A 22,928-nucleotide genomic window follows, 5' to 3' on the forward strand; every position below is an offset into this window, starting at 1 on the left:
CCATCCCGGAGGACTCGCACATCCGCATCGTCGCTCCCGAGAACAACGGCGGGGCAGCAGCGGGAGGCTGAGGCATCGCGCAGGATCGGGAGCTCGGGCCGCATCGGGATCAGGCTCCATCGAGCTCAGGCTCGTTCGGGACCAGACGTCGGAGGGCTCTCAGGTCGACGATGCGGGGACCGGCAGTGCGGTGAGGACGCCCAGGAGCACGATCGCCCCGGACACGGCGAACGACCACCACGGTGCGCGAGCAGGTCGAGCGGTCGATGCCGATGGGGCGTCGGCGGACTCCGCGAGCCGAGACGGACCCGCGCCCCGGCCCAGCGCACGCTCCACCGCGGCGAGCCCGCCTGCCATCGCGAGACCCGCCGGGAGGAGCGCGACCACCGCGGCGAGCACGAACAGCAGCGGCCAGGCGAGACGGTCGCGCCCTGTGCGTGCGCGCATGTCCGCCCAGACGGCACGACTGACCGCGGCCGCGGCCGCGCAGATCACTGCCCCGAGCATCGGCCAGGAGACGACGAGGGCCGCGAGGGCGGGAACGAGGGCGAGGAAGGGCGAGGCGGAGAGACCGGTGAAAGGCACGGGGCGGGGCAGACGTCGCAAGGGCGCCGTCCGCCAGGCGGGCCGGCTCGCCCCGACCGTCGCCCACCCGACCAGGCCGAGGACGACGCTGCCGGCCGCGACCCACCAGTAGTGCGTGCGGGCGCCGGCCCACGGGTCCGTGCACGTGGTGTCGTCGCAGTCGAGCGCCCACGTCGGGTCGGGGTCGAGCCGTGCCGCGTTGAGCCCCGTCGTGATCAGCACCAGCTCGGCCGTCGCCATCAGCACGACCCCGATCAGCCCCATGCCGACCAGCACGGGGGAATGGCGGTGCGTGTCATCGGCGCTCTGCCCGGAGGTGCCCTGCCTCGTCATGCTGATCATCGTTCCTCGGCTCCGTGAACGCCGCGCCCCGGCCCTGAGGACACCTTGTGGGGAGCCCGCGTAGGCTCAGACCGATGACGGTCCCGATCCCCGCCTCGTTCCGCGCCGAGATCGCCGGGCGAGCCCCGGACGGTGCGGTCGGCCCGTGCGAGAACAGCGGTTCCGCCGCAGGTGGGGCCGTGAGCAGCGGTCGCGCTGCGGGCGGTGTCAGCGGCGATGACTGGCTCGTGCGCCTGCCCCGCCTGCTCGATGAGCGCCTCGATGCCTGGGACCTCGTGGTGGACGGCGAGCCGTGGCACGGGGCCTGCGCCCTCGTGCTCCCGGTGAGGCGCATCGCAGACCATCATCGCCTCGTCCTCAAGGTCACCTGGCCCCACGTTGAGGCCCGCACCGAGCACCTCGCCCTGCGCGCCTGGGGCGGCCGCGGGGCGGTGAGCCTCAAGGCCGCGCATCCCGCGGGCTTCGCCCTGCTGCTGGAGCGGCTCGACGGCGACCACGACCTCGAGGACGTCGGCATCCTGGACGCCTGCGAGGCGCTCGGCGATCTGTTCCGCCGCCTCGACCGTCCCGCCACGCCGCAGTTCGACACGCTCGCCGGGCAGATCCCGTGCTGGCGGGGGAAGCTGTCGGCTCCGGTCCCGGGCGTCCCCCGGAGGCTGCTGCAGCAGACGCTCTCGCACCTCGATGATCTCGCGCCCGGCCTTGCCGACGGCGCCGGGGCCCGTCTGGTCCACACCGACCTGCATTTCATGAACGCGCTGGCTCCGCTGGCCGAGGACCGTGAGCACGACCTCGGCCGTGGGGACTGGCTCGCGATCGATCCCAAGCCGCTCGCGGGGGAGTGGGCCTATGCCGTCGCGCCCGCCGTCTGGAACCGCGCCGAGGAGACCGCCCGGGCGCACAGCGCGACCGTGCATGTGCGGATGCGGGCCGACATCATCGCCGACGTCGCGGGTCTGGACCCGGACCGGGTGCGGATGTGGACGTTCGCACGCCTCGTCCTGAACGCGGTCGACGCCTCCGACCATGGCGATGCGGCCACCCCGTTCCGCACGCGGATGATCGCCCTCGCCAAGGCCTTCGCGGTCTCGTAGACCGTGTGCCGCGCCGTCGAGCCTGAGCCGGTAGATCTGCTCCACCCGTCCGTCGCCGCCTTCGGGCCCGACGAGTTCTGTCCGCTTCCGTGCACACGTGCGTGGCGGTCGCACTGTGCACGGAACCGGACTCAGCATGCGAGGTGGGTTAGAGACGCTGCGGAGGCGGGGCACTGGGGATGCGCCACCCGCCCCGCCGTCAGGACACCCGCGCCGCGAGCCCCCGCGCCAGGGCCTCGGCGTACTCGGTGAAGCGGGCGTCGGCGGCCGTGCGGGCGCTGGCGTCCTCGCCCGGTTCCGCGCCGTCCTCGGCCTCGCGCACCTCCAGCTCGACCCAGCCGTGCACGGCTGCCCGGATCCCGCGGGCGATCGCCCCGGCCCGCTCGCGCGCGGCGTCGGAGCCGGGCGCATGCACACGGTCCTCGTCGACGATCCGCGCCGCCTGCTCGCGCAGCGGCCCCAGCATCGCCTCGCGGGATGCTGCGAGCACGGCCGATGCCTGCCGCCCGTCCGCCCGCACCGTCGAGCCGTCCCGGTCGCTGCGCAGGCCGCCGCCCTCGACGCTCCGCCCGCGCGGGGCGAGCATCGCGCCGTACAGCGCCGGGTGCGAGAGCGCCCACGCCCGGTACGCACCGGCGAGGTCGACGAGCGCCCGCACCGGGTCCCGGTCCGGCGCCACCGCGGCCAGCTGCGCGGCGAGCGCCGCGTACCCCTCGGCGAGCACGGCGTCGAGCAGTCCCGCCTTGCCGCCGAACAGCGAGTAGATCGCCTGCGTCGTCGTGCCCGTCGCCCCCGCGAGCGAGCGCACGCTCAGCGCCGACGGGCCCCCGGACTCCAGGGCGTCGGTCGCGGCGGCCACGAGCTCGGCGGCGAGCGCCTCGTCGTGCGGGCGCAGCACCGGGCGGTCGCCGCCGCGCCGACCGGGCGCCGCCGGGCTCATGCCGTCGGCGCCTCGTCCTCGTCCACGAAGATCGCGGGCATCGCCGTCGTCACCGTCGCCGGCTCGCCGTCGGCCCGCAGCGGGCGGATCTTCAGCCAGTAGTAGCCGTGGCCCCCGAGGGTCAGCGTCATGCGCCCGTCCGCGTCGACCCGCGGGAACTCGGCGCCGCCGAACAGGTCGCGCACCGTGCGGCCGGGGTAGGCGTTCAGGTCCAGCACGGTCGTGACCGGCTGGCCCGACAGGTTGAACACGCACAGCAGCGTCTCGGCGTGCGCGGCGGCCTCCTCGCCGTGGTCGGCGCCGTCGTAGGCGCGCGTGAACGCGAGCACCCGGTCGGAGTCGGCGCGCACGTTCGTGTAGTCGCCCATCCCGAACGCCGCGTGCTGCTTGCGGATCGCGAGCATCCAGCGCACGTAGTTCAGCAGCGAGGAGCTCGTGGCCATCTGCGCCTCGACGTTGGTGGTGGAGTAGTGGTAGACGAGCGACTGGATCACCGGGAGGTACAGCTTGCCGGGATCGGTGATCTCGGAGAAGCCGGAGTTGCGGTCGGGGGTCCACTGCATCGGCGTGCGCACGGCGTCGCGGTCGTCCAGCCAGATATTGTCGCCCATGCCGATCTCGTCCCCGTAGTACAGGAACGGGGAGCCCGGCAGGGACAGCAGCATCGCGTGGATCAGCTCGATCTCGCCGCGCGAGTTGTCGAGCAGCGGCGCGAGGCGGCGGCGGATGCCGATGTTCGCGCGCATGCGGGAGTCCGGGGCGTACCACCCGAGCATCGCGGAGCGCTCCTCGCCGGTGACCATCTCGAGGGTCAGCTCGTCGTGGTTGCGCAGGAACGTGCCCCACTGCGCCCCGGCGGGGATCTGCGGGGTGTCGGCCAGGATGTCGATGATCTTCGCGGCGCTGCCCTCGCGCAGCGCGTAGAACAGGCGCGGCATCACGGGGAAGTGGAAGCACATGTGGCACTCCGGGGCGTCCTCCGAGCCGAAGTACTCCACGACGTCGCGCGGCCACTGATTGGCCTCGGCGATGATCACGCGGCCCGGCCAGTTGGCGTCCACGAACTGCCGCAGCTCTGCGAGGAACACGTGGGTCGCGGGCAGGTTCTCGCCGTTGGTGCCCTCCTCCTCGTACAGGTACGGGATCGCGTCGGCGCGGAAGCCGTCGATGCCCTTGTCGAGCCAGAACCGCACGACGTCGAACATCGCCTCGCGGACCTTCGGGTTCTCGAAGTTGAGGTCCGGCTGGTGGGAGAAGAAGCGGTGCCAGAAGAACTGGCGGCGCACCGGGTCGAACGTCCAGTTCGACTCCTCGGTATCCACGAAGATGATGCGCGCGTCCGCGTACTTGTCGTCGGTATCGGACCACACGTAGAAGTCGCCGTAGGGGCCCTCCGGGTCCGAGTGGGACTCCAGGAACCACGGGTGCTTGTCGCTCGTGTGGTTCATCGGCAGATCGATGATCACGCGGATCCCGCGCCGGTGGGCCTCGGAGACCAGGCGCTCGAAGTCGGTGATCGAGCCGAACTCCGGCAGCACGCTCTGGTAGTCGGAGATGTCGTAGCCGCCGTCGCGCAGGGGAGAGGCGAAGAAGGGGGGAAGCCACAGGCAGTCGATGCCCAGCCACTGCAGGTAGTCCAGGCGCTCGATGAGACCGGTGAAGTCGCCCGAGCCATCGCCGTTGCCGTCGGCGAACGCTCGTACGAGGACCTCGTAGAACACGGCCTTGCGGTACCAGTGGGGGTCGTAGTCGACACCGGGTCCCTGGAGGGAGAACTGGCCTGGGGTGAGGGGCACGGGAAGGCTCCTTCGCGTCTCGCGGTCGATGCGCCCCAGACTAGAGCAGGGGTGGGACGGAGCAGACATTGCGCCTCGCTGAGTGGACGTCGGCCCGCAGATCCTGGGACTCTGGGGACGCGCCCCGTCCCTGCCCGCCCACCACCCGATGAGGAACTCCACGTGACCCGCAGCGCAGCGACCTGCCTGGACGGGACGGTGACCCGGATCCAGGACCTGGGGCCCACCTTCCGGCGCATCACCTTCTCCGGCCCCGGCATGGCCGATTTCGGCTTCCCGGGCGATGCCCGCGACATGCGTCTCAAGCTCGTGATCCCGCCCCCGGGGACGCCGGCCGACGAGCGCCTCGATCTGCCCGCCCTGCTCGCGGAGGCGTCCGACGACGAGGGAGCCTCCTGGTACCGCACCTGGCTGCAGGTCCCTGAGGAGCGGCGCGGGGCGATGCGCACCTACACCGTCCGCGCCTGGCGGCCGGAGACGCGCGAGCTCGACGTCGACATGGTGATGCACGCCGATGCCGAGGGGGCGAGCGGGCCCGCCGCGGCGTGGGCGATGAAAGCGCAGGTGGGTGACAGGATCCACATCATCGGCCCCCACCGCGAGGCCTGCCCCGAGGGCTACGGGATCGAGTTCCTGCCCGGGGACGCGCGCGACCTGCTGCTGGCCGGTGACGAGACCGCGGTGCCCGCGGTCGCCTCGATCCTGTCGACGCTCCCGGACGACGCCGCAGGCGTGGCTCTGCTGGAGGTGCCGTCTGCCGAGGACGTGCAGGAGCTGACGGCGCCCGCGGGCCTGGAGGTGCGCTGGCTGGTGCGCGGGGAGCAGAAGGTCGGCGCGCGCCTGGACCCGGCCGTGCGCGCCGCGGTGCGGACGCCGCTGTGCGCGGACTCCGAGACGAGCATCGTCCATCGCGCGATCCTGGCCAACGACCTGGAGGACGTCGACATCGACGCGACGATCCTGTGGGACGTGCCCCGTCAGCTCACCGAGGCCGCGCGGGCCTCGGGCGCTGGGGCAGGGGATGCGCAGCCAGGCCAGCGCAGGGCTGACGGCGGCGAGGACAGTGCTGCGGAGTCCGGCGCTGGGCAGGTCTCCGACCCCGAGGGCGCCGCCGTGGACGACGCGGGCGCTGTGCGCGACCCCCGCTTCTACGCCTGGATCGCCGGGGAGGCGGGCGTGGTCAAGACGCTGCGCCGCTACCTGGTGCGCGAGGTGGTCGTGGATCGGCGCCGCGTCGCGTTCATGGGCTACTGGCGCGAGGGCCGCGCGGAGGGCTGACGGGCGCAGTCGCAATGGTCGTTCAACGTCGGTATCGGTCAGCGGAATGGTCGATCATCGTCGGAATGCGGCGGCGATTCCGACGAGGATCGACCATTCCGCTGCGCTGAGGGGTCCGTCCAGCCCGGGCAGTTGCCGCGTGGTCATCCCCTGCCGTCGCCTCCACCCGTCCACAAGATGCAGCCCAGCAGCACGCGCCGCGCACTATCCGCGGCAGATGTCGCTGGACTGCATGTTCTGGACGCCGTGCGGCTGTTCAGTTCGCACCGTGCGCCCTCAGTGCTGCGCCCCACTTCGCTCACCGCGTGCGCCGCATCGCGCAGCATGCCCGTGTGCCCGCAGTGCCTCGCCCCGCATCCCTCACCGCACCACACGCCAGTCGATCGGCGCTGCTCCCTGCGCCTCGAGCATCTCGTTGGCCCGGGAGAACGGGCGCGAGCCGAAGAACCCGCGTGAGGCCGACAGCGGCGACGGATGCGCGCTGGCGATCTGCGGGACGTCCCCGAGCATCGGCCGCAGCGACTGGGCGTCGCGGCCCCACAAGATCGCCACGAGCGGTCCGCCGCGGCCTGCGAGCGCCCGGATCGCCGTCTCCGTCACCAGCTCCCAGCCCTTGCCGCGGTGCGAGGCGGGCGATCCCGGGCTCACGGTCAGCACGCGGTTGAGCAGCAACACGCCCTGGTCCTGCCAGGCGGTGAGGTCGCCGTGCGGGGCGGGGTCGATGCCCAGGTCGTCGCGCAGCTCCGCATAGATGTTCTGCAGGGAGCGGGGGAGGGGCCGCACGTGCTCCTCGACCGCGAAGGACAGGCCGATGGGGTGGCCCGGCGTCGGGTACGGATCCTGGCCGACGATGAGTACGCGCACGTCCGCCAGCGGCCGGGTGAAGGCGCGCAGCACGTTCGCTCCGGCGGGCAGGTAGCCGCGTCCGGCCTCCGTCTCGCGGCGCAGGAAGTCGCCCATCTCGTGGATGCGGTCCTCGACGGGGGCGAGGGCGCGGGCCCAGTCGTCGGCGATGATCTCGGTCAGCGGGCGTGCCATGGGCCCAGTCTCGCACCCGGCCGCGCGGCGGCGACCGGCTGCGCGGAGCCGATGTGAGCCGATGTGCGAGCCGTGTGCGCTGTCGGCCCGCCCGCCTTCGCCGCCGAGGCTTCTGCCGACGGCACCTCCGCCGACGGCGCGCACGGCCCGTCGCGCTCAGCGCCGCCCGGTACGGTCGGGGCATGACCGCCCACGCGACCGGACCCGATGAAGTCCCGGGTGCCGACGAGCGCATCCCGGCCCATCGGCCGGACGCGCCCGACGAGAACCCGGTGCGCGCCGAGGCGCCCTCGGCCGCGACCGTTGCGGCCCCGCGCAGCGATGCCCTCTCCGACCGCGACCGCCGCATCCTCGCCCTCGAGTCGCGCACCTTCCGCTACGTCGGCGCGAAGGAGCGGCACATCCGCGAGGAGCTGGGTATGACCCCGCTGGCCTACGTCGTGCGCCTGAACGCCCTGCTCGACGAGCCCGCCGCGCTCCGCGAGGCCCCGGCGCTGGTGCACCGTCTGCGGGCTCGTCGGACCAGCTCGACGGGGGAGGACCGGGACGGCGGGAGCGGCGAGGTGACCGGCGGCGGGCGCGTCGCCTGAGCCCCGCGCGGCGCCACCTGGTTCAATGGCACCGTGGCTGATGCTCCTGACGACTACCCCTACCCGCCCGATCAGTTCGATCGCGAGGCGGAGACGACCTCCTTCCACGGCGCGCACCGCGCGGAGGAGCCGTTCTGGCGCCAGAACCTGCTCTACATCCTCGTGATCGCCGCGGCCGTGCTCGTGCTGCTCGGCCTGCTGTTCGCGATCGGCGGGATGGGCGGCGGCAAGGACGACCCGACCACGTCGCCGACGACCACGCAGGCCGCGCCCCCCGCCTCGGATGCCGGCGGCGAGCCCGCCGCGCCGCGGGGTGACAAGACCACCCCCGTGCTGGTGGTCAATGCCGGCGGCCAGAAGGGCATGGCCGGGACCTGGCGCGATCATCTCAAGAGCACCGGCTGGACCGACGTCAGCATCGCCACGGCGGAGAGCCGCCAGGAGCAGCCCGTCGTGTTCTACAAGGACGAGGCCGATGCGGCGACCGCGCAGATGCTCGCGCAGGAAGCCGGCGTCGAGGGCGGCGCCCAGCAGTCCGACGAGTACGACGCCCGCGTCACGATCCTGGTGGTGAACGCACCGCAGGGCTGATCGGCCCTCGTGGCGACGACCACGGCATCATCGACGACGGCCCGCGCGGCATCCCGCGCGGGCCGTCGTGCGTGCACGGGGCGGACGCGCGCGCCGTCCGTCGGTGTCCTGCGTCCCGTGGCCCGTGCTGCCGTGCCCTGTGCCCTGTGCCCTGTGCCCTGTGCCCTGTGCCCTGTGCCCTGCCCCGGCTTCCGCGTCCTGCGCGTGGGGGAGGCCCTGCGCGGTGCCCCCGGGCGTGTTCGCCGAGGGCGTGCATCGGGCTCCGCGGAGCGTTAGCACTCTCCGGCCCCGAGTGCTTATGATGATCTGGCACTCACCGGCAGGGAGTGACAGCCGATGGCCGATCCCCTGCGGTGGCACCAGACGACCGTCAGGCGGTTCCCCGCCTGCCGGCATGTTTGTTCCGGCCCCGTGAGGGGTCCGCCGGCGCGTGACCAGAACGTGCCGACGGGTCTCGTCCGTCGCGGGCACTGGGCCGGGTCGACACCACAGACACGGGAGAGATTCCACATGGCCAAGCTCATCGCGTACGACGAGGAGGCCCGCCGCGGCCTCGAGCGGGGTATGAACAAGCTCGCCGACGCCGTCAAGGTCACCCTCGGCCCCAAGGGCCGCAACGTCGTCCTGGAGAAGTCCTGGGGCGCCCCGACGATCACCAACGACGGCGTGTCCATCGCCAAGGAGATCGAGCTCGACGACCCGTACGAGAACATCGGCGCGGAGCTCGTCAAGGAGGTCGCCAAGAAGACCGACGACGTCGCGGGCGACGGCACCACCACCGCCACCGTGCTGGCCCAGGCCCTCGTGAAGGAGGGGCTGCGCAACGTCGCCGCCGGCGCCAACCCGATCGCCCTCAAGCGCGGGATCGACAAGGCCACCGCCGCCGTCTCCGAGACCCTGCTCAAGCAGGCCGTCGAGATCGAGACCAAGGAGCAGATCGCCAACACCGCCGCCATCTCCGCGGGCGACAAGGCGATCGGCGAGCTCATCGCCGAGGCCCTCGACAAGGTGGGCAAGGAAGGCGTCATCACCGTCGAGGACTCCAACACCATGGGCCTCGAGCTGGAGCTGACCGAAGGCATGCGCTTCGACAAGGGCTACATCTCGCCCTACTTCGTCACCGACGCGGAGCGCCAGGAGGCCGTCCTCGAGGATCCCTACATCCTCCTGACGAACTCCAAGATCTCCAACGTCAAGGACCTGCTGCCGCTGCTGGAGAAGGTCATCCAGGCCGGCAAGCCGCTGTTCATCGTCGCCGAGGACGTCGAGGGCGAGGCCCTCGCGGTGCTCGTCGTCAACAAGCTGCGCGGCTCCTTCAAGTCCGTGGCCGTCAAGGCTCCCGGCTTCGGCGACCGTCGCAAGGCGATGCTCGAGGACATGGCGATCCTCACCGGCGGCCAGGTCATCTCCGAGGAGGTCGGCCTCAAGCTCGAGACCGCGGGCCTGGAGCTCCTGGGCCAGGCGCGCAAGGTCGTCGTCACCAAGGACGAGACCACGATCGTCGAGGGCGCGGGCGACGCCGAGCGCATCTCGGCGCGCGTCAAGCAGATCCGCGCGGAGATCGAGAACTCCGACTCGGACTACGACCGCGAGAAGCTCCAGGAGCGCCTCGCCAAGCTCGCCGGCGGCGTGGCCGTCATCAAGGCGGGCGCGGCCACCGAGGTCGAGCTCAAGGAGCGCAAGCACCGCATCGAGGACGCCGTGCGCAACGCCAAGGCGGCCGTCGAGGAGGGCATCGTCGCCGGCGGCGGCGTGGCCCTGCTGCAGGCCGGCAAGGACACCTTTGCCTCCCTCGAGCTCGAGGGCGACGAGGCCACCGGCGCGAACATCGTCAAGGTCGCCGTCGAGGCCCCGCTCAAGCAGATCGCGCTCAACGCCGGTCTCGAGGGCGGCGTCGTGGCGGAGAAGGTCAAGGGCCTGCCCGTGGGCGAGGGCCTGAACGCCGCCACCGGCGAGTACGAGAACCTGCTGAATGCGGGCATCATCGACCCGGTGAAGGTGACGCGCTCGGCGCTGCAGAACGCGGCCTCCATCGCGGGCCTGTTCCTGACCACCGAGGCCGTCGTGGCCGACAAGCCGGAGCCCGTCAAGGCTCCCGCCGGCGGCATGGACGACGGCATGGGCGGCATGGGCGGCATGGGCGGCATGATGTGATCCAGCCTCACGGCTGATCGCGTCGGCTCAGCGTCTCCCGGAGGCGCCTGCTGCCGCAGACGACCGGGTCGACAGCTCCAGCGATGGGGACTCCTCCCCATCGCACATCGCGAGGGGCGCCCGGAGTGTGGTTCCGAGTGCTGCGAGGGGAGATGGGCGGATGTTCCAGGGGGCCGATACGGAGGCGTTGCGGCGCACCGCCGGGCGCATGGGCCAGGAGGCGATGCGGCTCGACGAGCTCGTCGCATCGCTGCTCGCAACGATCGACGCCGTGGCCTAAGAGGGGCCTGACGCATCGGACTTCCGCGGACGGGCGCGCTCATGCCTGCATGGCCGAGGGCTCGCGGCGATCGACGGCCTCCGGGCGTGCGGGGACAGACTCGAGATCGATGCTGATGAGCAGGATGATGCATCGGAGCCGGAAGCAGGAGCGCGCGACGGCGGCACGGGACCTGGCGGGGAGACGCAGGACGGGGGATCCGTCCCGGGTGGTCCTGCTCCGCAGACCGCCGCCTCCTTCGGAGGTGACCGGGGCGGCGGGCAGAAGTCCACGAGCAACGGAGACGGCAGCATCGACGGGCCACAGCCCTATCCCGGCAACGGGCTCGGTCCGGGCGTGCCGGGCGAGCATGCCGATGCGCCGGCGCCTCCGGCGTGGAAGCCCGCGGATGAGGGGGCAGGACCGTGGAAGGTCCGTGAGCCCACTGATGCGGACCGCGAGACCGAGCGCCTCGCGGAGGACATGGTCCTGGGTGGGCGTTTCACGGGCAAGGGTGCCGCCTCGGACAACCTCCAGCACTATCTCGACGCGACCGGGGATGACAAGCCGATCGATGTCGACGAGATGCGACAGCAGGTCCCCTCGTTCGATCAGGCGGTCGCCGAGCAGCAGCGCTCCATCGGCATGGAAGCTGTGCAGCAGGCCAAGGACTCCGGGGCCACCGGTCCGGTGACCTTCCCCGTGAGCACCCCCTGGACAGGCGGCACGGCGTCGAAGGACGAGAGCGAGAAGTACTTCTATGCGACCGGCTCCTTCGACCACAACCAGACCGGCACTGTCACCGCCTACCCGCCGTCGACCCCCGGCGGCGAGTGGACTTACGAGGTCGACACGCAGACCAATGTGCGCGACCGGTACAATTAGGACACGGGGAAGGGTGTCACGATCGATGTGCCGGACTGGGTCCCCGGCTACCCGGACGTGATCTCCGTGGATGACACTCAGATGCACGACCTGCACGAGAGCGGTCTTGCCCGCGAGTACAACATCGTGGGCCAATCGGGCAGAAGGACGGTGACAGGGCCGTGACGGGTGAGGGCATCGGAGAGATCCGCGGGGCTTCGCAAGCCCAGGTGGTGGATCTGCTGGCGAGCGTCGAGCTCCCTGTGCCCGAGACGGTCGACGGCATCGACGTCGCCCAGCGCGAGCGGACGGACGGCCGACCGGTCGTCGTCCTCGCGTTCCACCTGCGCCAGGAGCAGCTCGATGCCTGGTGCCGTGCAGGCTTCCCCGACGGCCTCGTCCCGCGGGCCTGGGTGATGCACTCGGCGGCGGCTGATGCACTGGGCATCTCCGAGGTGCCCGACACCTGGCGCTTGGATATCTCGAAGCCCCCGGGCATCGACCGGGAGCGGTGCGTGCTCATCGATGACGCCGACCCCGCCGCTGTGCGCATCGGTGTCACGCAGAACCCGCCGGATGAACGATGGCCCGAGAGCCGCGCATGAGCAGCGGAGCGGCTCGGCGCCGGTTCCTCCAGCGTGCTGCTTTCGGCGTCGTCGGCATCGTCTCGCTCGCCTCGTGCAGTCCCGAGACCCGCACCGTCGAGATCTCGCGAGATCCCGGACCGACGGCCGCTCCCGCCGACGCGCCCCGGTTCCTCGAGCTGGCGGCCCTTGCGCCGGCCCCGGAGGCGATCTCGGTCTCGGGCCTGAGCGAGTCGACGGCGGCCGCAGGAGAGCTTTGGGCCCGCGAGCTCGCACTGACGGGCGCTGCCGCGGACGTCGAGGAGTGGATCGTCGCCTCGTACGGGACGTCCGACGGGATCGGACGGGCCTGGGTGACGCCGTCGGAGATGAAGTCCGCTCTCGGCATCAGTGATGTCCCGGACACCTGGCGGCTCGAGAACGTCACGGTTCCCGGCACCCCGTACCGGCGCATGGTCCTCGTCGACGACTCGGATCCGACGTCGGTGCGGCTCCGCCTGGCCGAGGTCGACGCCTGATCCGTCGCCCGGCGGTTGCGAATCCGATCGGGCCGTCCGTCGGGATCGCGTGCCCGGCGCCCGATGACGCGTCGAGCCCGTCCGCCGGGGTGCTCACTCCCAGCTGACAGCCTCCGGGTCGATGCCGTGGGCACGGGCATCGGCCTCGATCGCCGCGCGCAGCCACGCCGCCAGGCCCGGCTCGAGCGCCTCGTAGTGCGCGCGGAAGCGGGGATCGTCGGTGTAGCCGCGGGCGATGAGCACGTGCTTGGCGCGGGTCATCGTGAACCAGCGGCCGATCGCCTGCTCGCGGTGCAGGGCCACCAGCGCGGCGGCCTCGTCGCTGTCGGGTGCGATGCCGTCGCGGAGGGCCTGCGCGAGGCGCGCATCGATGCCCTCCATCTCGGTGCGGGCCCGGTCGAAGTCCTCGCGGCTCATCGACGCCTTCACCCTCTCGGCCTGCTCCCACTCGTCGGTGGCGCCCCAGCGCTCCTCGGCCTCGGCGGCGTAGCGGTCGTCCCACTGGCTGCCGAAGGCCTCGGCCTGCTCCTGCGGGGTCAGGTCCGGTGTCGTGCTCTTCGTCATGTCATGCGCTCCCATCATCGTGTCCACTGCGCAGACCATCTGCTGCAGACGGGCGATGCGCGCAGCGAGCAGCTCCCGCTGGCTCGCCAGGTGCGCGCGCTCGTCGACGTCCGGATCATCGATCAGCTCGCGGATCCGGGCGAGCGCGAACCCCAGCTCCCGGTACACCAGCACCCGCTGCAGGCGCGCGATGTCCGCGCGCGAGTACAGCCGGTACCCGGCCCAGGAGCGGGCCTGCGGCACCACGAGGCCGATGTCGTCGAAGTGGTGCAGCGTCCGCACGCTCACGCCGACGCGGCGGGCGACCTCGCCGACCGTGAGGCCGGCGTCGGAGACCGCGATGGCATCTGCCGCCGGAGTAGTCGTCGTGCGCGTCGCATCGTCCATGCCCGTTACGGTGGTGCCTCCCGTCGCGTGAGGGTCAAGAGGAGCGGCATCGCCGGGGGGAGCAGGCCGACGACGCTCACATGTCCATCGTCGTGACGGCAACACGATCTCCGCCCGGGCACACGACCGCCATGTCGATCCAGTCGCTGCCCTCGGTGGTGTGCTCGGGCATCTCCTCCGACCCGATGAGCACCGGCACCCATCCGGCCGGGCAGGAGCCCGCATGCTCGGCCAGCGGCGGGAGGAGCTGCGCCTGCACCGCGGCGTCGTCGATCACCGGATCCCCGGTGATCGGGGTCGCGGAATGCTCAGCCAGCAGGGTCTCGACCTGCTCGGGGCCGACGACGGCGACGGCGTGCCAGACATAGTCGTCCGGGGCCGGGATGACCTCGCGGGTCTCAGGCGGGGTCCGCTGCGCCTCGAGCCAGACGCCCTCGCTCGCCTCGATCGCGGGCAGCCGCGCCTGGATCAGGGCGACATCGGTCGAGACGGCATCGGGACGGTAGTACAGGTGCTGGCCCATGGCGTAGCGCCACCCGTCGTCGACCCAGTCCTCGCCGCGGTCGCCGACGCCGCATCCGGCGAGGACGAGGCCCGCGCCGAGAGCGAGGCAGACGGCGCGAGCGCAGTGGCGGCTGTGGGGCATGTCCGCCGCTCAGCGGGGGAACGGAGCGCCGTAGAGCGCCGCGGACTGCCGCTGGAGCCGAGCGTTGTGGTTCGAGGCGGCGACGGCGCCCCACACCATGCAGATCGGCCAGAACAGGATGGCGAGGGGCACCAGCACGATCGCCGCCGCGCCGAGCGTCACGACGGTGAGGATGCCGGCCAGCGCGCCGTAGGCCAGTGCGGCGCCGAGCATGATGAGCGCGCCGGGAACGGTCGAGTAGAACATGCCGAACGCCCCGAAGAAGAAGGTCAGCACCAGGGACACCGCGACGCTCTTGGGCGCCTGCACCTGCACCACGGCCACCGGCTGCACCGGCGGGCCGTACGCGTGGGGTCCGCCCTGCGGCGCCTGATAGGGGACCGGGACGTGCGGGTGGGGTGCATACGGCTGCGGCGTCGGGTGCGGCTGGGCCGACGGCGGCTGCGCCTGGGAGAGGGCCGGGCCGGAAGGCGCGGCCGGAGCGGCGTGCGGGGTCGCGGCCTGGGGCCCGCCGCCGTACGGCGAGGCACCGGAGTTCGGGTCCTCGCGGGGGACCAGCTCGCCCGGGATCACGCGGTGGCTTCCACCAGCGGCATCGTGAGCGTGCTCGGGCGCGGCCTGGCCATAGGGGTCGCGGTCGACCCCGTCGCCATAGGGGTCGTACGTCGTCTCGTCGGTCATCGTCGTCCTCGGCTCCTCGTTCGTCGCACCGTCTCGGCGGGGCCGTCATCGGCATGGTGCCCTGCTCCGCGACCTGGTGCCCTGCTCCGCGACGAGCCTACGCGGCGGGTGGGACGGACGAGGAGGCGTTCCGTCGATGACGCGGAACGGGCTCGCGCGAAGGGGCCCGCCGTCGCGCCCGCATCCCCGGCCTCAGCCGGCGAACACGTTCCAGTACCGGCCTCAGCCGGCGAACACGTTCCAGTACCGGCCGCCGTCGACGACCAGGAGCACCGCGGGCACGATCACGAGCGCGACGCCCAGGAGCATCACCGCCGCGTCACGGCCGCGGAGCGGACGCAGGTCGTACCACGTGCGCCCGCGTCCTCTGCCGAAGCCCCGCAGCTCCATCGCCGTCGACACCGTCTCGATCCGTTCCAGGGACCCGAGGAGGAGGGGCAGCAGCACCGACACGAGGTTGCGCACGCGCACCGGGATCGACGCTCGCGACGAGGTGTCGAGCCCGCGGGCCTGCTGCGCCTGGGAGATCGTGCGGAACTCCCGCTGCACATCCGGGATGTAGCGCAGGGCCAGCGACACCGCGTAGGCGACCCGATAGGGCACTCCGATGCGGTGCAGGGACGAGGCGAACTCCGGCGGGCGGGTGGTCGCGATGAACAGGAGCACGCTGGGCAGCACCGCCCCGTACTTGAGGGTCACGAGCAGCTGGTAGTACAGCTGCTCGGCCGTCACGTCCCAGCGGCCGGGCCCGTCGAGCAGCACGTGCCGGGTGCCGAACAGCTCGGTCCCGTACCCCGGGGCGAACGCGAAGATCAGCAGGTTGTTGAGCACCATGAACGAGAGGATGATCCACAGCACCGCGGCCAGGTCCCGCAGCCGCACCCGCGAGACGCCCCAGGCGACGACGGACAGGGCGCACAGCGCGAGCAGGTACCGCAGATCGAAGCCGATCATCGCGCCGACCACGGCGCCGACCACCAGCACTAGCTTCGCGGTGCCCGTGACGGTGTGCAGCCAGCCGGGACGGTCCACGTACCCGAGCACGGGAGCGGGGCTCATCGCGCGCCCCCGTCCGCAGCCGGCGTGTCCTCAGGTGCCGCACCCGTCGCCGCGGACGTGACCGGGGCATCGGGGCGAGTGCGCGCCGCCCTGTCGGCGGCCACGAAGCGGCGCACGAGCGCCGAGGGGTCGGCGATGCCGCAGCGCCGGGCGAGCGCGTACAGCCCGGTGGTCACGAGGTCGGCGCGCGCGGTGATGTCGGCATCGGTGAGGACGTCCGCCGGATGCGCGTCGGCGAGCAGGCGCCCTTGTGCCATCACCAGCACCCGCTCGGTGTACTCGAGCGCCAGATGCATGTCATGCGTGATCAGCAGGACGGTGGTGCCGCCCGCGTTGACCGCCGCCAGGAAGTCCATGAACTCCGTGTAGTGCGCGAAGTCCTGACCGGCCGTGGGCTCGTCGAGGATCAGCACGCGCGGCTCGAGCGCGAGCACCGCCGCGATCGTCAGGCGCTTCTTCTGCCCATGGGACAGGGCGGAGACGGGCCACGTGCGGAAGGGACGCAGGCCGCAGACATCGAGCACGGACTCGGTGCGGCGGGCGATCTCGGCGTCGTCGAGCCCGCGGGCCCGCAGCCCGAGCGCGATCTCCTCGGCGATGTGCGAGGCGGAGATCATCTGCCCCGGCTCCTGGAGCACGAAGCCCACGTGCTCCCCGCGCTCGGCGATCGGCCACGGGGCGATGTCGATGCCGTCGAGGCGCACGACCCCCGCGGTCGCCGCCTCGAAGCCGCAGATCACGCGCGCGAGCGTCGACTTCCCCGCGCCGTTGGACCCCAGGATCCCGACCATCTCCCCGCGGCCGATCCGGGTGCTGACCCCCTCCAGCGCGCGGACGCCCCTCCCGTCCCCTCCGCCCAGCACGCACCCGAGGCCCTCGATCTCGAGGGACCCGGCGGGCGCCGTGCGCGGGGCTCCGCCGAGGTCGCCCGCGGAGGCGACCCAGGTGCGGATCGCGGCGATCTGGGTCTCGGTGAGCTCGATGCGCTCGGCGTTCGCAGGGCGCTGCGCGGCCGTGACGGGAGCGCCCGCGCAGGCGAGGGCGGCGACGTGCAGCGGCGGCCGGATCCCGTGGCGCTCGAGCATCCCGGAGGCGACGATCTCATCGGGCGGCGCGTCGGCGACGATGCGGCCGTCGGCCATCAGCACGATCCGGTCCACGTCGCGATGCAGGACGTCCTCGAGACGGTGCTCGACGATCACGATCGTGATGCCCCGCTCGCGATGGAGGGCATCGATCAGCTCCACGGCCTCGCGGCCCGTCGCGGGGTCCAGCATCGCCAGCGGCTCGTCGAACAGGAGCACGTCGACCTCGTCGACGAGCACGCCGGCGATCGAGACCCGCTGCTTCTGCCCGCCCGAGAGATCCTGCGGGGCCGCACCGAGGCGGTCGGCGATCCCGGCGGCGGTCGCGGCCGCCCGCACGCGCTCGGGCATCTGGGCCGAAGGGACCTCCTGGTTCTCGAGGCTGAAGGCGATGTCCTCGGCGACCGTCAGACCCACGAACTGTCCGCTCGGGTCCTGCAGGACGGTCCCGACGTGCCGCGCGGTCCGGACCAGCGGCACCGCGGCGGGCTCCGCGCCGGCCACGCGCACGCTCCCCGTCAGCGTGCCGCCGAAGCGATGGGGCACGAGGCCGTTGAGCAGCGACAGCAGGGTCGACTTGCCCGAGCCGGAGGCGCCCACCACGGCGATCTTCTCCCCGCGGCGGACGGTGAGGTCGATGCCGTGCAGCGTCGGCTCGGACTGGGCGCGGTATTGGAACGTGACGTCGCGCAGCTCGATGACCGCCTCGTCGGCGTCTGCCGACGGGCGGTCCCGGTCCGCGGGGACGGTCACTCGCCGACTGTGAGGGACCCGGTGCGGGTGCGCGTGCGGGCGTAGGCGGCCAGGACGATCGTGCCCAGGACGCAGGTGGTCACGGAGTTGGCGGCGAACGCGAGGGCGCCCTGGGCGAAGACCTTGTTCGCCGGCTCCGCGTAGATCAGGATGTCGCCGAGCGGCGCGACGAGCAGCCAGGCCACCGCGTGGGAGACGATCACCGCGAGGTTGAACCGCACCGCCGTCGAGGTGCCGAACTCGCCCTCGCGCACATGGTTGCGCAGCATCGCGAGCCCCACCAGGAGCCCGAACACGGCGGTCGCGAGCTCCCAGGAGAACCAGATGCCGTACCCGGTCGCGTCGATGAGGACATGGCCGATGAGCCCGGCCAGGAGCCCGACGGCGGGGCCGTAGAGCACCGCGAGCACCGCCAGCAGTGCGTACTGGATGTTGATGGTCGTGTTCGGGATCGGGGTGGGGATCGCGGCGAAGCGGCCCAGGACGAAGAACAGGGCGGCGCCGATGCCGATGGCGACGACCTGCGTGACGGCGGACGGACGGGGATTCATGGGAGCTCCGAGGGGTGATGAGGGGGAGGGGATCAGGGGACGGCGGTCAGCGAGACGTGCCAGCTCACGCCGGTGCCCAGGCCGAAGGCGCGGGCGTAGTTGCCGCGGTTGATCGCGACGGCCATGCGGTCCAGGGAGTTGACGTACAGCAGGGACTCGCCGACCTCGACGGCCGCGAACGACGGGACGTAGCTCATCTGCGCGGAGTGGACCACGCGGTCGTGGTGCGCGACGCGCAGCTGGACGCGCCCGCCGTGGCCGATGCCCAGCTCGCTGAACAGCTCGCGCGGGATCGACGACCACAGAGAGCCGTAGCGGACGTCCAGGGCGTCGATGGTGCCGTGCACGGCATCGGCCTCGAGGCGCGGCGGCTCGAGGTGCAGGGAGACCAGACGGTCGAGCGGCAGCTCGAGGCCCACGTCCTCGAAGCCGATGGCGCCGGCGGCCAGGCGCGCCCCGGTGAACGCGTAGATGTCGCGGCCGTGGAAGGTGTACGAGTGCTCCGACCCGGTGCGGCGGTTCACGGTCTCGTCGATCTCGCGCAGGGCGGTGATGCCGAAGATCGCGTGGAGATGCGTGAGGGTGCCGTTGTCCGGGGTCACCACGAGATGGCCCGTGGCCGTGCGGGCGACGACCGAGAGGCGGTCCGAACCCACACCGGGGTCGACGACGGACACGAATACGCTGCCCCCGGGCCAGTACGACACCACCTGGGCCAGGCGGTAGGAGCCCTCCCAGATGTCGTAGGGCGGGATGTTGTGCGTGACGTCGTGGATGCTCAGGGCGGGATCGACGCCGAGCGCGACCCCGTACATGGCGCTGACGGCGCCGTCATCGAGGCCGAAGTCGGATTGGAGCACGAGGGGATGCATGGGGCGATCCTCCCCCACCTGCGCAACCGCTGGCATCCGTGACCAGATTCCGGGCCGCAGCGTGCGGACGGCCGCCCCGGTGCGGACCGGGGCGGCCGTCGTCATGGGCCCGGGCCGGGCGGGGCGGGGATCAGGCGAGCGCCTGCGCCTTCCCGGTCACCCCGTGCGGGTCGATCACGTACTTGCGGGCGGCGCCGGCGTCGAACTTCGCGTAGGCGGCCGGGGCGTCGTCCAGCGAGATCACCGTGGCCTGGACCGCCTGGGCGATCTGCACCTTGTCGGCCAGGATCGCGGCCATCAGGGCGCGGTGGTACTTCATGACGGGGCACTGACCCATCGTGAAGGACAGCGACTTGGCCCAGCCCAGGCCCAGGCGCAGGGACAGCGAGCCCTCCTTGGCGGCCTCGTCGATGCCGCCGGGGTCGCCCGTCACGTACAGGCCCGGGATGCCCAGGGCGCCGCCGGCCTTGGTGATGTCCATGAGCGTGTTGAGCACGGTGGCCGGGGCCTCCGCGGCGCCGTGGCCGTGGCCGCGGGCCTCGAAGCCGACGGCGTCGACGCCGCAGTCCACGCCGCGCTCATGGCCGAGGATCCGTGCCAGTCCCTGCCCCGGGTCCTCGGAGGAGACGTCGATCGTCTCGCAGCCGAAGGACGCCGCCTGGGAGAGCCGGTCGGCGTTCATATCGCCCACGATCACGGCGCTCGCACCCAGCAGCTGCGCGCCGACGGCCGCGGCGAGGCCCACGGGGCCCGCACCGGCGATGTAGACCGTCGAGCCCGGGCCGACGCCGGCGGAGACGGCGCCGTGGTAGCCCGTCGGGAAGATGTCCGACAGCATCGTCAGGTCGAGGATCTTCTCCATCGCCTGATCGCGGTCCGGGAAGCGAAGCAGGTTCCAGTCGGCGTAGGGGACCACGACGTACTCGGCCTGGCCGCCGACCCAGCCGCCCATGTCGACGTAGCCGTAGGCGCTGCCGGGCCGATCGGGGTTCACGTTCAGGCAGATCTCGGTCTTGCGCTCCTTGCAGTTGACGCAGCGGCCGCAGGAGATGTTGAACGGGACGGAGCAGAGATCGCCCTTCTGGATGAACTCGACGCCCGGCCCGACCTCGATCACCTCGCCGGTGATCTCGTGGCCCAGGATCAAGCCCTCGGGGGCGGTGGTGCGGCCGCGGACCATGTGCTGGTCGGAACCGCAGATGTTGGTGGTGACGACCTTCAGGATGGCCGCGTGGGGGAGCTGCCGGCCCACGTTGGCGGGGTTGACGCCGGGGCCGTCGTGGAGCTCGAAGTCGGGGAATTCGAGATCGACGACCTCGACCTTGCCGGGGCCTTTGTAGGCGATGCCGCGGTTGTCGGACATAGTGGTGCCTCCTCATCGAAGCACCCTTGCGCGTGTGGCGCGGGTCACTCCGAGCAACATCCCTCGCCTGCCGCGGCGGGGTCAAGAGATGACACTTCGACATCTCCGCACGGTCAGTCGGGGTCTCCGAGGGTATTGCAGGATAGGACGGCGGGCCCCGCCGTGCGCGGCCCGCCGTCTCGTGGCTGCGCTCAGCCCCGCGCCCCCCAGGCATCGGCCAGCAGCTCCAGCCCCCGAACCCGATCGGCCGGGTCGAACGTGTAGGCCGTGAGGATCAGCTCGTCGGCGTGCGTGGCCGCGACGATCCGCTCGAGCTGCGCCACGACCGACTGCGGGGATCCGACGGCGCGGATCGACAGCGACTGATCGGCCTTCGCCCGCACGGCGGGGTCGAGGATCGTCGCGAGCTCGGCCTCGGTGCGCGGCGGCTGCAGCGGCTGGCGCGCACCGGTGACGACGCTCGCGAACATCTGCAGCAGCGTCGAGAACTGCCGCTGCGCCTCCTCGTCGGTCTCGGCGATCACCAGGTTCACGCCCACCATCGTGCGCGGCGCCGCGATCTGCGCGGTCTCGGCGTCGGCCTGGAACGTGCGGCGGTAGCGGTCCAGGGCCTGCAGGTACTGGAAGGGGGCGAAGTGGCTGGCGACGGCGAACGGCATGCCCAGCTGGGCCGCGAGCTCCGCGCCGTTGGTGGTCGAGCCCAGGATCCACATGGGGATCTCGGTGCCCTCGGCCACGTCCGCGCTCACCCGCAGCCCCTGCGGCGGCGTCGCGGAGGACCACAGGCGCATCTGCTCGACGGCCTGCAGGAACGCCGCCGGCTCCGCGGAGGTGCGGGCCAGGAACTGCGCGGTCACCGGATCGGTGCCCGGCGCGCGGCCCAGCCCCAGGTCGATGCGGTCCCCGTGGAACTGGATGAGCGTGCCGAAGTCCTCCACCACGCGCAGCGGTGCGTGGTTGGGCAGCATGATCCCGCCCGAGCCGACGCGGATGCGCTCGGTCAACGACGCCGCCCGATCGATCAGCAGGGCCGTCGCCGAGGATGCCAGGTTGTGCGTGTTGTGGTGCTCGGCGAACCAGTAGCGCTCGTAGCCCAGGCGATCGGCGGCGCGGACGGTGTCCATCGACGCGGTGATCGCGTCGCGCATCGTCATCCCCTCGGAGAGAGGGACGAGATCCAGGATCGACAGGGGGACGTGCGGGGCGGTGCTCTCCGTGTTCATGGCCCCGACGCTACGCTCACGCGCTGGGACGCCCGCTGGGACAGCGGGAGAGCGGGGGCCGACCGGTCGATGGGTGCCCGGGGCGCTCCCCTCGGGCTCCCGCCGCACCGGAGCGAGCTCAGCTCTGCGGCGGCCGCGACGAGTCGTGATCGGTGCCCGTATGGATCGGGATGTGGGCGACGGGGATGTCGTCGTACGAGGCGGGATCCGAGATCGGCTCGAGGTGCGTGATCACCGTCAGGCTCGGCAGCGCCCCGAGCAGCTCGTCCTCGAGGTCCTCGATGTAGTCATGGCCCTGCTTGACCGTCCACTCGTCGGGCACCAGCACGTGCACGTTCATGAACTTCTGCTGCCCGGCCTCGCGGGTCTGCAGGCCGTGGAACGTGACTTCGCCGTCGGTGCGGCGGCGCAGGATCTCGGTGATGACCGCGTTGTCCTCATCGGGCAGGACCTTGTCGAGCAGGCCCGCGATCGACTCGGACACCAGGCCGATGCCCGTGACGATGATGTTCACGCCCACGGCGAAGGCGACGACGGCGTCCAGGCGCTCCCAGCCGGTCAGCCAGACGAGGCCGACGCCGGCGACCACGCCCACCGACGTCCACACATCGGTCATGAGGTGCTTGCCGTCGGCCTTGAGGGTGATCGAGCGGTGCTTGGCGCCGGCGCGCAGCAGGACCATCGCGACCGCGCCGTTGAGCACCGAGGCCGCGACCGAGATGAGCAGGCCCACGCCCACGTTCTCGAGCGGCTGCGGATGCACGAAGCGCTCGACCGCGGTCACGAGGATCACCGCGGCGGCGACGAAGATCATCGCCCCCTCGACGGCGGCGGAGAAGTACTCGGCCTTCGCGCGCCCGTAGAGGAACTGCTCGGTTGCGGGCTTCGCGGCGACCTTGAGCGCGACGAGCGCGACGACGGCCGCCACGAGGTTCACGGTCGACTCGGCGGCGTCGGACAGCAGGCCGACCGATCCCGTGAGCGACCAGGCGCCGGTCTTCAGGGCGATGGTCGCGACGGCCGCGGCGATCGACAGCCACGCGAACTTCGTCAGGTCGGTGGACTGCGCGGCGGTGCGGGGGCCGTGCGAGGCGGGGGTGGCGCCGGGCGC

22 protein-coding genes are annotated in these 22,928 nt (G+C 72.1%); 8 read left to right on the forward strand and 14 right to left on the reverse strand.

Features of this window, described 5'->3' with window-relative positions:
• Positions 1-159 precede the first annotated feature (159 nt).
• Positions 160-918: a hypothetical protein gene (locus tag FM110_RS12930; RefSeq protein WP_143276399.1), complete on the reverse strand. Its 759-nt coding sequence runs from the start codon at positions 916-918 to the stop codon at positions 160-162.
• A gap of 83 nt (positions 919-1,001) precedes the next feature.
• Between FM110_RS12930 and FM110_RS12935 the strand changes: the two genes are divergently transcribed.
• A complete protein-coding gene (locus tag FM110_RS12935) occupies positions 1,002-2,021 on the forward strand; it encodes an aminoglycoside phosphotransferase family protein (protein ID WP_087105164.1) in 1,020 nt (339 codons plus the stop codon).
• 199 nt (positions 2,022-2,220) lie between these two features.
• Here the strand turns inward: FM110_RS12935 and FM110_RS12940 are convergent, their stop codons facing one another.
• Positions 2,221-2,961 (reverse strand): TetR/AcrR family transcriptional regulator, encoded by a 741-nt coding sequence (locus tag FM110_RS12940; RefSeq protein WP_087105165.1) that lies wholly within the window; start codon positions 2,959-2,961, stop codon positions 2,221-2,223.
• Positions 2,958-4,757 carry a maltose alpha-D-glucosyltransferase gene (gene treS / locus FM110_RS12945; protein WP_234992472.1) on the reverse strand — a complete coding sequence of 600 codons (1,800 nt, stop codon included), beginning with the start codon at positions 4,755-4,757 and terminating at the stop codon, positions 2,958-2,960. The genes FM110_RS12940 and treS overlap by 4 nt, the downstream gene beginning before the upstream one ends.
• Before the next feature lie 162 nt (positions 4,758-4,919).
• On the opposite strand from treS, the gene FM110_RS12950 reads away from it, so the two are divergent.
• Positions 4,920-6,035, forward strand: a complete 1,116-nt coding sequence (locus FM110_RS12950; protein WP_159458089.1) for a siderophore-interacting protein — start codon at positions 4,920-4,922, stop codon at positions 6,033-6,035.
• Between the two features lie 360 nt (positions 6,036-6,395).
• On the opposite strand, the gene FM110_RS12955 is transcribed toward FM110_RS12950, so the two are convergent.
• Positions 6,396-7,073 carry a uracil-DNA glycosylase gene (locus FM110_RS12955; protein ID WP_087105167.1) on the reverse strand — a complete coding sequence of 226 codons (678 nt, stop codon included), beginning with the start codon at positions 7,071-7,073 and terminating at the stop codon, positions 6,396-6,398.
• Between the two features lie 182 nt (positions 7,074-7,255).
• On the opposite strand from FM110_RS12955, the gene FM110_RS12960 reads away from it, so the two are divergent.
• The 6 genes from FM110_RS12960 to FM110_RS12990 all read left to right on the forward strand — a co-directional run bounded on the left by FM110_RS12960 (position 7,256) and on the right by FM110_RS12990 (position 12,633).
• Positions 7,256-7,663, forward strand: coding sequence for a DUF3263 domain-containing protein (locus tag FM110_RS12960; RefSeq protein WP_087105168.1), 408 nt, complete (start codon positions 7,256-7,258; stop codon positions 7,661-7,663).
• Between the two features lie 33 nt (positions 7,664-7,696).
• Entirely contained in the window at positions 7,697-8,254 is a 558-nt protein-coding gene (locus FM110_RS12965) for a LytR C-terminal domain-containing protein (protein WP_087105169.1), read from the forward strand.
• Between the two features lie 510 nt (positions 8,255-8,764).
• The gene (groL, locus tag FM110_RS12970; protein ID WP_087105170.1) at positions 8,765-10,408 is read left to right on the forward strand and encodes a chaperonin GroEL; all 1,644 of its coding nucleotides are present in this window, start codon (positions 8,765-8,767) and stop codon (positions 10,406-10,408) included.
• Positions 10,409-11,024: 616 nt separating this feature from the next.
• The gene (locus tag FM110_RS12980; protein WP_087105172.1) at positions 11,025-11,552 is read left to right on the forward strand and encodes a hypothetical protein; all 528 of its coding nucleotides are present in this window, start codon (positions 11,025-11,027) and stop codon (positions 11,550-11,552) included.
• A gap of 161 nt (positions 11,553-11,713) precedes the next feature.
• Positions 11,714-12,136: a hypothetical protein gene (locus FM110_RS12985; RefSeq protein WP_087105173.1), complete on the forward strand. Its 423-nt coding sequence runs from the start codon at positions 11,714-11,716 to the stop codon at positions 12,134-12,136.
• A complete protein-coding gene (locus FM110_RS12990; RefSeq protein WP_087105174.1) occupies positions 12,115-12,633 on the forward strand; it encodes a hypothetical protein in 519 nt (172 codons plus the stop codon). The genes FM110_RS12985 and FM110_RS12990 overlap by 22 nt, the downstream gene beginning before the upstream one ends.
• A 93-nt stretch (positions 12,634-12,726) precedes the next feature.
• Here FM110_RS12990 and FM110_RS12995 read toward each other — a convergent pair whose 3' ends face one another.
• The 10 genes from FM110_RS12995 to FM110_RS13040 all read right to left on the reverse strand — a co-directional run.
• Positions 12,727-13,584 (reverse strand): MerR family transcriptional regulator, encoded by an 858-nt coding sequence (locus tag FM110_RS12995; protein ID WP_087105175.1) that lies wholly within the window; start codon positions 13,582-13,584, stop codon positions 12,727-12,729.
• Positions 13,585-13,660: 76 nt separating this feature from the next.
• Positions 13,661-14,230 (reverse strand): hypothetical protein, encoded by a 570-nt coding sequence (locus tag FM110_RS13000; protein WP_087105176.1) that lies wholly within the window; start codon positions 14,228-14,230, stop codon positions 13,661-13,663.
• A 9-nt stretch (positions 14,231-14,239) separates the two neighbouring features.
• Complete coding sequence (locus tag FM110_RS14345; protein WP_200810252.1) at positions 14,240-14,911, reverse strand: hypothetical protein; 672 nt, start codon at positions 14,909-14,911, stop codon at positions 14,240-14,242.
• 222 nt (positions 14,912-15,133) lie between these two features.
• Positions 15,134-15,970 (reverse strand): energy-coupling factor transporter transmembrane component T family protein, encoded by an 837-nt coding sequence (locus tag FM110_RS13010; protein ID WP_087105177.1) that lies wholly within the window; start codon positions 15,968-15,970, stop codon positions 15,134-15,136.
• Complete coding sequence (locus FM110_RS13015) at positions 15,967-17,808, reverse strand: ABC transporter ATP-binding protein (RefSeq protein WP_087105178.1); 1,842 nt, start codon at positions 17,806-17,808, stop codon at positions 15,967-15,969. The genes FM110_RS13010 and FM110_RS13015 overlap by 4 nt, the downstream gene beginning before the upstream one ends.
• Positions 17,805-18,359, reverse strand: coding sequence for an ECF-type riboflavin transporter substrate-binding protein (locus tag FM110_RS13020; RefSeq protein WP_087105179.1), 555 nt, complete (start codon positions 18,357-18,359; stop codon positions 17,805-17,807). The genes FM110_RS13015 and FM110_RS13020 overlap by 4 nt, the downstream gene beginning before the upstream one ends.
• Before the next feature lie 32 nt (positions 18,360-18,391).
• Positions 18,392-19,231, reverse strand: coding sequence for an SAM hydrolase/SAM-dependent halogenase family protein (locus FM110_RS13025; protein ID WP_087105180.1), 840 nt, complete (start codon positions 19,229-19,231; stop codon positions 18,392-18,394).
• Positions 19,232-19,361: 130 nt separating this feature from the next.
• A complete protein-coding gene (gene fdhA, locus FM110_RS13030) occupies positions 19,362-20,594 on the reverse strand; it encodes a formaldehyde dehydrogenase, glutathione-independent (protein WP_087105181.1) in 1,233 nt (410 codons plus the stop codon).
• Between the two features lie 191 nt (positions 20,595-20,785).
• Entirely contained in the window at positions 20,786-21,817 is a 1,032-nt protein-coding gene (locus FM110_RS13035) for an LLM class flavin-dependent oxidoreductase (protein ID WP_087105182.1), read from the reverse strand.
• A gap of 118 nt (positions 21,818-21,935) precedes the next feature.
• A partial coding sequence (locus FM110_RS13040) for a cation diffusion facilitator family transporter (protein ID WP_456151131.1) occupies positions 21,936-22,928 on the reverse strand: 993 nt, incomplete at its 5' end.

Source organism: Brachybacterium nesterenkovii (assembly GCF_900163655.1).
In the GTDB taxonomy this organism is placed as follows: Bacteria; Actinomycetota; Actinomycetes; order Actinomycetales; family Dermabacteraceae; genus Brachybacterium; species Brachybacterium nesterenkovii.